An 8,866-nucleotide genomic window follows, 5' to 3' on the forward strand; every position below is an offset into this window, starting at 1 on the left:
TCAACCACTGCGTCTTGCTCGATAATCCAAAGACAATTGAGAGGCTAGGACTTTTGTCCCAGCTTCTTTGCTTATCATGAATTTTTGCGCATAAAGTAGAGAAGGGTTTGCAATTCACTGGTTAGATCGACATATTGGACTACCACATCTTTTGGAACTGTTAGGTGTACTGGAGAAAAGCTAAGGATTCCCTTGATACCAGCTTCAACCAGTAAATCTGCAACTTCTTGAGATTTTACACTTGGAACGGTTAAAATGGCTGTTTGAATCTCTTGTCCCTCAAGTTTTTCTTTTAGTGTAGAGATGCCGTAAATCGGAATACCATCTTTACTTTTAGTGCCGACTAACTTATGATCATCCGTATCAAATGCCATGACAATTTTCATTTTGTTTCGCTCATGGAAGCGATAGTGAAGAAGGGCACTCCCCATATTTCCAATCCCGACGATAGCAACATTGGTGATGGAGTTATCATTCAAGAGATCAGCAAAGAAATTCATTAACTTTTTGACATCATAACCAAAACCACGTCGTCCTAGCTCTCCAAAGTATGAGAAGTCACGACGAACAGTTGCGGAATCAATCCCGATGGCTTCAGCGATTTGTTTTGAATTTGCTCGCTCAATTTTCTCTGCATTAAAGCGTTTGAAAATGCGGTAATACAAGGAGAGTCGTTTAGCAGTAGCACGAGGAATTGGATTAGTCTTATCTTGTTTCACAATATCACAACCTTTCAAATCTATTTTATAAAAAGTTTGTGAAAAAAGCAACTATCTTATACTAAAAAAACACCAAAATGGTGCTTTTCTTAGTTAATTAGAATTTCTTAAACTCTGATCAAACTGAATCAGATAGCGATAGAAGTCACCGATTCTTCCAGTGAAAGGTAAGGTTTGCCCCTTGTAGGTCACAGAAACAACCTGATAGGAATCTGGAATGGTCACACAGCCTGAGAAGGCTAATAGACAGTGATCGATGTTGTCGTAGCTAACCTGACGTTCCTTTTGGTATGCATCCAAATAGGTGAGGACTACAGGACCATTGGTCATTACTTTTCAATCCTTTCAAAGATTTCACGTTCAACTAAACTGTCCATGAGGAAGTAGAATTTTTGTTGGATAATCTTGTTTTCTGGATTTTTGAAAATATTTACCAAACGAAGGCCTGACTTGTCAGTAATGTTAATTTTAAATCCTGTTAAATCCTTATTGATGATAATTTTTAACTTAAAGCCATCTCCACTATTTGGAATAGCTTCTAACAAACGATTTAATTCGTAGTTTCCAACCTTTGTTTGTGCAAAGGTATTGTCGCGTAGGGTATATTTCTTGATATTTGGATGGATTGCGTATGTGTAATCACAGTTTGTTAATGAGACAGATGTTTCAAATGCCATGTAATTCTCCTAAAATTTTATGAATGTTTGTAATAAAAATATCGACTTCATCAGAAGTATTGAATTCAGATAAACTAATGCGAATAGATTCCTTCAAGCGATGAGAATCTTCACCATAATAAGCTGCAAGGACGTGACTTGGTTGAACAGTCCCCGCAGTACAAGCAGAGCCAGTTGAGACTGAAATCCCTGCCATATCTAAACGAAGCAGTATTATATCATTGCTGATACCAGGGAAGCCAATGTTCAAGACATGAGGAAGTTTGGAGTCTGTTCCATTCAGATAGAAATCTAAATCTTCTAAGCCGGTTAGGATACGTTTAGATAAGGTCTGAATATACTGATAATTTGCGTCTAACTGATCAGTTGCTTCTTTGAGGGCTTGAGCCATTCCAGCAATTGAAATCAAGTTCTCTGTACTAGCTCGACGCTTGTCTTCTTGGTCACCCCCGTGTAAGAGATTGAAGAAGTCAGGCTTTTTAGCATAGAGAAGTCCAACTCCCTTAGGCCCGTGAAATTTATGGGCCGATGCAGTTAGAAAATCAACTCCAAGCTCTTCAGGGGCTACAGCAAGTTTACCAACGGCTTGAACAGCATCGACATGAAAAGCAGCAGGATGGTCTTTTAAAAGGTCAGAAATTGCCTTGATAGGTAAGAGATCACCCGTTTCGTTGTTGGCAAACATAGTGGATACTAAAATAGTATCGGGACGAAGTGCAGCTCGAATATCTTCAGGTCGAATTTTTTGATCGACCGGTTGAATGATGGTTACTTCAAATCCATATTCTTGGACCAAGTACTCAATCGGTTCCAGAACGGCATGGTGCTCAATAGCCGTGGTAATAATATGCTTCCCTTGCTGTCTATGTTTGAGACAGTAGCCCTTTATAACGGTGTTATTGCTTTCGGTCCCGCCAGAAGTGAAGATAATCTGTTGACTAGAGGTCTTTAAACAAGTTGCAACACATTCCCTAGCATCTCTAAGAATCTTTTTCGCTTGGCGACCGTGGGAGTGGAGACTAGAGGGATTTCCGAAACTAGTTTCCATCGTTTCTGTCATCACCTTGATTACTCCTGGGCTTAGGGGAGTGGTTGCCGCATTGTCAAAATAAATCACGCCATCACCTTATTTCTTGTGGTATGCAAAGAGTGGACTAACTGGTTTACGCTCTTGGATACGAACAAGGGCATCTCCAATCAATTCGCTTGCAGTAATGTATTTTACATTTTTTGGTTTTTGTTCTTTGGTTGCTACAGAGTCTGTAACTAAAATTTCTTTAATCGGTGCTTGGTCTAGTAATTCCGCAGCTCCCTTAACGAACAGTCCGTGACTTGAAACGGCATAAATCTCAGTAGCGCCGTCGCGTTGAACAATTTTTGCAGCTTCAGAGAAGGTTTTTCCTGTATTTAGAATATCATCGATCAGGATTGCTTTTTTACCTTTAACATCCCCGATGATGTAGCCCTCATCACGGCTAGAGTCGTCTTGGGCGTAGTCGATGATAGCAATTGGGGCATCTAGATATTCTGCAAGATTGCGTGCGCGTTTCACTCCAGAATTTTTAGGGCTGACAACCACTACATCTGAACCGGTTAAACCTTGTTTGATATAGTGATCAGCAAATAGAGGAATTGTGAACAAGTTGTCTACTGGGATATCGAAGAAGCCTTGTACTTGAACCGCATGGAGATCGAGGGTTACAACACGGTCCACCCCTGCCTTGACAAGCATGTTGGCAACTAATTTTGCTGTAATTGGTTCGCGAGGAGCAGCAGTGCGGTCTTGACGAGCATACCCAAAGTATGGAAGGACCACGTTTACGGTATGGGCACTTGCTCGTTGGCAAGCATCTACCATGATTAACAATTCCATCAAGTGATTGTTAACAGGGTAGCTGGTAGATTGGATGATGTAAATATCATATCCACGCACACTTTCTTCGATATTAATTTGGATTTCGCCATCTGAGAATTGACGTGAAGAAAGCTTTCCGAGTGGGATGCCAGCAACTTCTGAAATTTTTTGTGCAATTTCTTGGTTGGAGTTGAGTGCGAAGAGCTTCATATTGTTTTTTTCTGACATGTGTTTGATCCTCATTTAGATATTTTTGTCTAGTCTTATTTTAGCAAAAAAATTCAGTAATTTCAGCTTTTTAGCAAACTTTGGGCCAATCTTGCTACTTTACTTTTTGCAGGCTTGTATTCAATTTGTTTTTCCTTGAGAAATTCGTGAAAATAAGTTTCATCTGAGGCGGCATCCACCTCCATTTCTAATTCATAGTCTTCAATGGAGTTATAGCGACTACGGTCAAAAGCCAATAAACCTTTAGGGATTCTTTTCTCCCGTCTCTCTGTTTCTAGACTTCCCCAGACATCTAAAGCGGATAAAGGAATGTTTAAATCAGTGAGAAAGCTGGCAATCTCACCTTGAGGAAGTTTTTTCTTGGAGAGAAAGGCTTCTACTTGATCAAAAGTAAGGGCTTGATTGTATTCAAAATGTCCCGCATCTTGCGGCACTTTAAGGGTTAGCTCAGCCCGATCAGCTAAGGTACGAATTCGCAAGGCCATCCGATGATTCCGGATAGCATGGTCGGGCGTATCAATATAGTGATTGGTTTGTCGGATAGGTTTTTGGTCTTTGAAAAAGTCTTCTAGAGAATGGTACTCTTCCTTGGTTAGTAAGGTTTTAAATTCAATTTCTAAATGATTCATAGCTACGTCCTTTTCTTTCGTTTGCAAGCTCTTTATGATATAATAATAGATGTGTTTATTTTATACAAAAAACTTTGAGATGACAAGGTGATTCAATGGCGATTGATTGGGAAAATTTTTTAGATCCCTATATCCAAGCAGTTGGGGAGTTGAAGATTAAACTTCGTGGGATAAGAAAGCAGTACCGCAAACAACAAAAGCATTCCCCAATCGAGTTTGTGACCGGTCGTGTGAAGCCGATTGAGAGTATTCTCGAAAAGATGGAACGCAGAAGTATATCTGAAGAGAACCTGGCTCAAGATATGCAAGATATTGCTGGTCTGAGGATCATGGTTCAATTCGTAGACGACGTAGACGAAGTCCTAGAAGTCTTGCGGAAGCGTCAGGATATGCGCGTGGTTCAAGAACGAGACTATATTCGTCACAAGAAATCAAGTGGGTATCGAAGCTATCATGTAGTGGTAGAGTATCCAGTAGATACCATTAATGGCTATGAAACGATTTTGGCAGAGATTCAGATTCGTACCCTGTCTATGAATTTCTGGGCCACCATTGAACACTCATTAAATTACAAATATAAAGGAGATTTTCCGGACGAGATTAAGAAGCGTCTTGAAGTCACCGCGAATTTGGCTTATCAACTCGATGAGGAAATGGGTGCCATTCGTGATGCCATTCAGGAGGCGCAAGCTCTTTTTGATCCAATGCATCGTAAATTAAATGATGGCGTCGGAAATAGTGATGATACAGATGAGGACTACAGGTAAAAAGGTTTCGATTATTCGAAATCGAAAACGCCAGAGCGAAGAGGTTTTTCAACAACTTCGTTATAAATTAAAAAAGAATAATTTTATCTTAACTGAGAAGCATCCGGATATCGTAATCTCTATTGGTGGGGATGGCATGTTGCTCTCTGCTTTTCATAAGTACGAGAGTCAATTGGATCGGGTTCGTTTTGTTGGGGTGCATACGGGGCATCTTGGATTTTATACGGACTATTTAGATGATGAGATTGACAAGTTGGTAGAAAATCTCAAGTTCGATACAGGTGCCAAGGTATCCTACCCAATCCTTAATGTCAAAGTGACTTTTGATAATGGGGATACGAAGATTATGCGAGCCCTTAACGAAGCGACGATTAAACGAAGCGATCGAACCATGGTGGCTGATTTAACCATCAATGGCGTTCATTTTGAGCGATTTAGAGGGGATGGCATTACGGTTTCGACCCCTACAGGTAGCACAGCTTATAACAAATCTTTGGAAGGAGCAGTGCTTCACCCGACGATCGAAGCGCTTCAAATTGCTGAAATCGCTAGTCTGAATAATCGTGTCTATCGAACTTTGGGGTCATCGATTATTGTTCCCAAAAAAGATAAGATTGAAATCACGCCTAGCCGGCCAGGTTTTCACATTCTCTCCGTCGATAATTCAACCTATTCCTATCGAAATATCGCCCATATCGAGTACCAGATTGATAACCACAAGATCAATTTCGTAGCGAGCCCAAGTCATACCAGTTTCTGGAATCGGGTCAAGGATGCCTTTATTGGAGATATTGACGAATGAGGTTCGAATTTATTGCAGATGAACATGTCAAGGTAAAAACCTTTCTGAAGAAACATCAGGTTTCAAAAGGCTTATTGGCCAAGATTAAGTTTTCTGGAGGCCAGATTTTAGTCAATGGCGTCGAACAAAATGCCATTTATCTTCTGGATATCGGAGATAAGGTAACGATTGATATTCCCTCTGAGGAAAGTTATGAAGCCTTGGAGGCCATTGATCGTGATTTGGAAATCTTGTACGAAGACGATCATTTCTTGGTCATCAACAAACCAGCAGGAGTGGCATCCATTCCTAGCTCCCTTCATTCCAACACCATTGCAAACTTTGTCAAGGGTTACTATGTTCGCAATCAGTATGAAAATCAGCTCGTTCATATTGTCACCCGTTTAGACAAGGATACCAGTGGGATCATGCTTTTTGCCAAACATGGCTATGCCCATGCTCGCTTGGATAAGCAACTTCAGGCTAAGACCATTCAAAAACGTTACTTTGCATTGGTAAAGGGCAAGGGTGAGTTGGAAAGCAAGGGGGATATCATTGCCCCCATTGCGCGTGATGAAGACTCCATTATTACCCGAAAGGTAGCAAAAGGTGGCAAGTATGCTCATACCAGCTACCAAGTTGTCCAGTCTTTTGGTGATATTCATCTAGTGGATATCCAGTTACATACAGGCCGGACCCATCAGATTCGCGTTCATTTTTCTCATATTGGTTTTCCACTTTTGGGAGATGATCTCTATGGAGGTTCGTTAGAAGATGGGATTCTTCGACAAGCCTTGCATTGCCATTCCTTGGCTTTCTATCATCCTTTTTTGGAAGAGGAGCTCAGAATTGAAAGCTCTCTGCCAGATGATTTTAGCCAAGTCTTAAAACAGTTATCAAATATTTAATTTTTTTCAAAGGAGAAACTCATGGAAGTTTTTGAAAGCCTCAAAGCCAACCTCGTTGGTAAGAATGCTCGTATTGTGTTACCAGAAGGGGAAGAGCCTCGTATTCTGCAAGCAGCAAAACGGATTGTAAAAGAAACAGACGTTACACCTGTCTTGCTTGGTAATCCAGATAAGATTCGTATTTACCTTGAAATTGAAGGAGTTTTAGAAGGATATGAAGTTATCGACCCGCATTCTTACGCAGGCTTTGATGAGATGGTAGCTTCCTTGGTAGAACGTCGGAAGGGTAAAATGACAGAAGAAGAAGCGCGTCAAATTTTGCAAGACGATGTCAACTACTTTGGTGTTATGCTGGTACATTTGGGAATCGTTGATGGTATGGTTTCAGGTGCGATTCACTCAACAGCTGCAACCGTTCGTCCAGCACTTCAAATTATCAAAACTCGTCCGAATGTCAAACGCACCTCAGGTGCCTTCCTCATGGTTCGTGGATCTGAACGTTACTTGTTTGGAGACTGTGCGATTAACATCAGTCCGGATGCTGAAGGATTGGCAGAAATTGCCATCAACTCTGCTATCACAGCCAAGATGTTTGGCATCGATCCGAAAATCGCCATGTTGAGCTATTCAACTAAAGGTTCTGGTTTCGGTGAAAGTGTTGATAAAGTTGTGGAAGCAACAAAAATCGCTCATGAACTTCGTCCTGACTTAGAAATTGATGGAGAATTGCAATTTGACGCTGCCTTTGTACCAGAAACAGCAGCATTGAAAGCTCCAGGAAGCAAGGTGGCAGGACAAGCTAATGTCTTTATCTTCCCAGGTATTGAGGCGGGTAACATTGGGTACAAGATGGCAGAACGTCTCGGTGGCTTTGCTGCAGTAGGACCAGTTTTGCAAGGGTTGAACAAACCAGTTAACGACCTTTCTCGCGGATGTAATGCAGATGACGTTTACAAATTGACCTTGATCACAGCAGCTCAAGCTGTGGAACAATAAGAATGATTGAAAGGCTTAGGGATTTCCTAGGCCTTTTTATGGTAGAGTCAGAATCTCTAAAGTAGAAGTCATTCTATGGTATACTAGGAATATGATGGATTTAAAAGATTACGGGATTACCATGTGGGAGGAGGAAAAAATTGCCTCTTTCCGAGAAAAATTATTAGCCTGGTATGATGCCAATAAACGGGATCTCCCCTGGAGACGGACACAGGATCCTTATAAAATATGGATCTCAGAGATTATGCTCCAGCAGACACGAGTCGATACGGTTATTCCTTATTATGAACGTTTTTTAGATTGGTTTCCGACGCTTGCGGATCTGGCTCAAGCCCCTGAAGAAAAACTATTAAAAGCTTGGGAGGGCTTGGGCTATTACTCGAGGGTCCGCAACATGCAGAAAGCTGCCCAGCAAATCATGGAGGACCATGGGGGTGTTTTCCCAGCTACCTATGAGGCTATCTCTAAACTCAAGGGAATTGGACCTTATACAGCTGGTGCCATTGCCAGTATTGCTTTTGGCTTGCCAGAGCCAGCAGTGGATGGCAATGTCATGCGGGTTTTAGCTCGTTTGTTTGAGGTGGACCACGATATCGGAGTTCCGACTAATCGTAAGATTTTTCAAGCCATGATGGAAGTCTTGATTGATCCAGAGCGTCCGGGTGATTTCAATCAGGCTTTGATGGATTTGGGCTCAGATATCGAGTCCCCAGTCAACCCACGGCCGGAAGAGAGTCCTGTCAAGGAGTTTAGTGCGGCCTACCAACATGGGACCATGGATCGTTATCCCATCAAGGCTCCTAAGAAGAAACCAGTACCAGTCTATCTTACAGCCTTTATTATCAAGGATAGTCAAGGGCGCTACTTGCTGGAGAAAAATGAGCGAGAAGGACTCTTGTCAGGCTTCTGGCATTTTCCCTTGATTGAAGTGGATAGTCTATCTGAGAACCTGGGCCAATTGTCTCTGCTAGACGAGAAAGAACAAGCAGAGGGCAATCTAGAGATTCTCTCCTTTGAACAGGACTATGACTTAGTCATTGATTGGCAAGAGAGAACTTATCCCTTGGTCCAGCATGTCTTTTCGCACCGCAAGTGGCAGGTTCAAATCCGGTATGGATTGGTAAAAGAAGGAGAACAAGCAACCAGTGAATCAACTATTTGGTTGCAACCAGAAGAATTTTCGGCCTATCCTTTTGCCAAACCCCAGCAAAAGATTTGGACGACTTTTACAGAAAATGAAAATTGAGAGTGGGACAGAAATCGGTAATTCGTTAGAATTCGATTTCGTCGTCCCACCTCCGCACAG

At 41.7% G+C, this 8,866-nt stretch carries 11 protein-coding genes; 5 read left to right on the forward strand and 6 right to left on the reverse strand.

What is annotated here, in order from left to right; all coding sequences use genetic code 11:
* Positions 1-74: 74 nt before the first annotated feature.
* The 6 genes from ADH49_RS04155 to ADH49_RS04180 form a co-directional block, all read right to left on the reverse strand.
* Positions 75-719 carry a redox-sensing transcriptional repressor Rex gene (locus ADH49_RS04155; protein WP_048690030.1) on the reverse strand — a complete coding sequence of 215 codons (645 nt, stop codon included), beginning with the start codon at positions 717-719 and terminating at the stop codon, positions 75-77.
* A 93-nt stretch (positions 720-812) separates the two neighbouring features.
* Positions 813-1,049 carry a DUF4649 family protein gene (locus ADH49_RS04160; protein WP_048689995.1) on the reverse strand — a complete coding sequence of 79 codons (237 nt, stop codon included), beginning with the start codon at positions 1,047-1,049 and terminating at the stop codon, positions 813-815.
* The gene (locus ADH49_RS04165) at positions 1,049-1,396 is read right to left on the reverse strand and encodes a DUF1831 domain-containing protein (protein WP_048689998.1); all 348 of its coding nucleotides are present in this window, start codon (positions 1,394-1,396) and stop codon (positions 1,049-1,051) included. The genes ADH49_RS04160 and ADH49_RS04165 overlap by 1 nt, the downstream gene beginning before the upstream one ends.
* On the reverse strand, positions 1,386-2,513 hold the full coding sequence (locus ADH49_RS04170; RefSeq protein WP_048690001.1) for a cysteine desulfurase family protein: 1,128 nt from the start codon (positions 2,511-2,513) through the stop codon (positions 1,386-1,388). The genes ADH49_RS04165 and ADH49_RS04170 overlap by 11 nt, the downstream gene beginning before the upstream one ends.
* A 9-nt stretch (positions 2,514-2,522) precedes the next feature.
* Positions 2,523-3,479 (reverse strand): ribose-phosphate diphosphokinase, encoded by a 957-nt coding sequence (locus tag ADH49_RS04175; protein ID WP_048690006.1) that lies wholly within the window; start codon positions 3,477-3,479, stop codon positions 2,523-2,525.
* Between the two features lie 62 nt (positions 3,480-3,541).
* The gene (locus ADH49_RS04180; RefSeq protein ID WP_048690009.1) at positions 3,542-4,108 is read right to left on the reverse strand and encodes a CYTH domain-containing protein; all 567 of its coding nucleotides are present in this window, start codon (positions 4,106-4,108) and stop codon (positions 3,542-3,544) included.
* Positions 4,109-4,203: 95 nt separating this feature from the next.
* Between ADH49_RS04180 and ADH49_RS04185 the strand changes: the two genes are divergently transcribed.
* From ADH49_RS04185 to mutY, 5 genes are all read left to right on the forward strand, one after another.
* Positions 4,204-4,875 carry a GTP pyrophosphokinase gene (locus tag ADH49_RS04185; RefSeq protein ID WP_048690012.1) on the forward strand — a complete coding sequence of 224 codons (672 nt, stop codon included), beginning with the start codon at positions 4,204-4,206 and terminating at the stop codon, positions 4,873-4,875.
* The gene (locus ADH49_RS04190) at positions 4,859-5,677 is read left to right on the forward strand and encodes an NAD kinase (protein ID WP_342585589.1); all 819 of its coding nucleotides are present in this window, start codon (positions 4,859-4,861) and stop codon (positions 5,675-5,677) included. Before ADH49_RS04185 ends, ADH49_RS04190 begins: the two co-directional genes overlap by 17 nt.
* Entirely contained in the window at positions 5,674-6,564 is an 891-nt protein-coding gene (locus ADH49_RS04195; RefSeq protein ID WP_048690017.1) for an RluA family pseudouridine synthase, read from the forward strand. The genes ADH49_RS04190 and ADH49_RS04195 overlap by 4 nt, the downstream gene beginning before the upstream one ends.
* Before the next feature lie 21 nt (positions 6,565-6,585).
* Positions 6,586-7,560, forward strand: coding sequence for a phosphate acetyltransferase (pta, locus tag ADH49_RS04200; RefSeq protein WP_048690020.1), 975 nt, complete (start codon positions 6,586-6,588; stop codon positions 7,558-7,560).
* Positions 7,561-7,651: 91 nt separating this feature from the next.
* Positions 7,652-8,806, forward strand: a complete 1,155-nt coding sequence (mutY, locus tag ADH49_RS04205) for an A/G-specific adenine glycosylase (protein ID WP_048690027.1) — start codon at positions 7,652-7,654, stop codon at positions 8,804-8,806.
* The last annotated feature ends 60 nt before the right edge of the window (positions 8,807-8,866 follow it).

This window comes from Streptococcus sp. 400_SSPC (assembly GCF_001072745.1).
In the GTDB taxonomy this organism is placed as follows: domain Bacteria; phylum Bacillota; class Bacilli; order Lactobacillales; family Streptococcaceae; genus Streptococcus; species Streptococcus xiaochunlingii.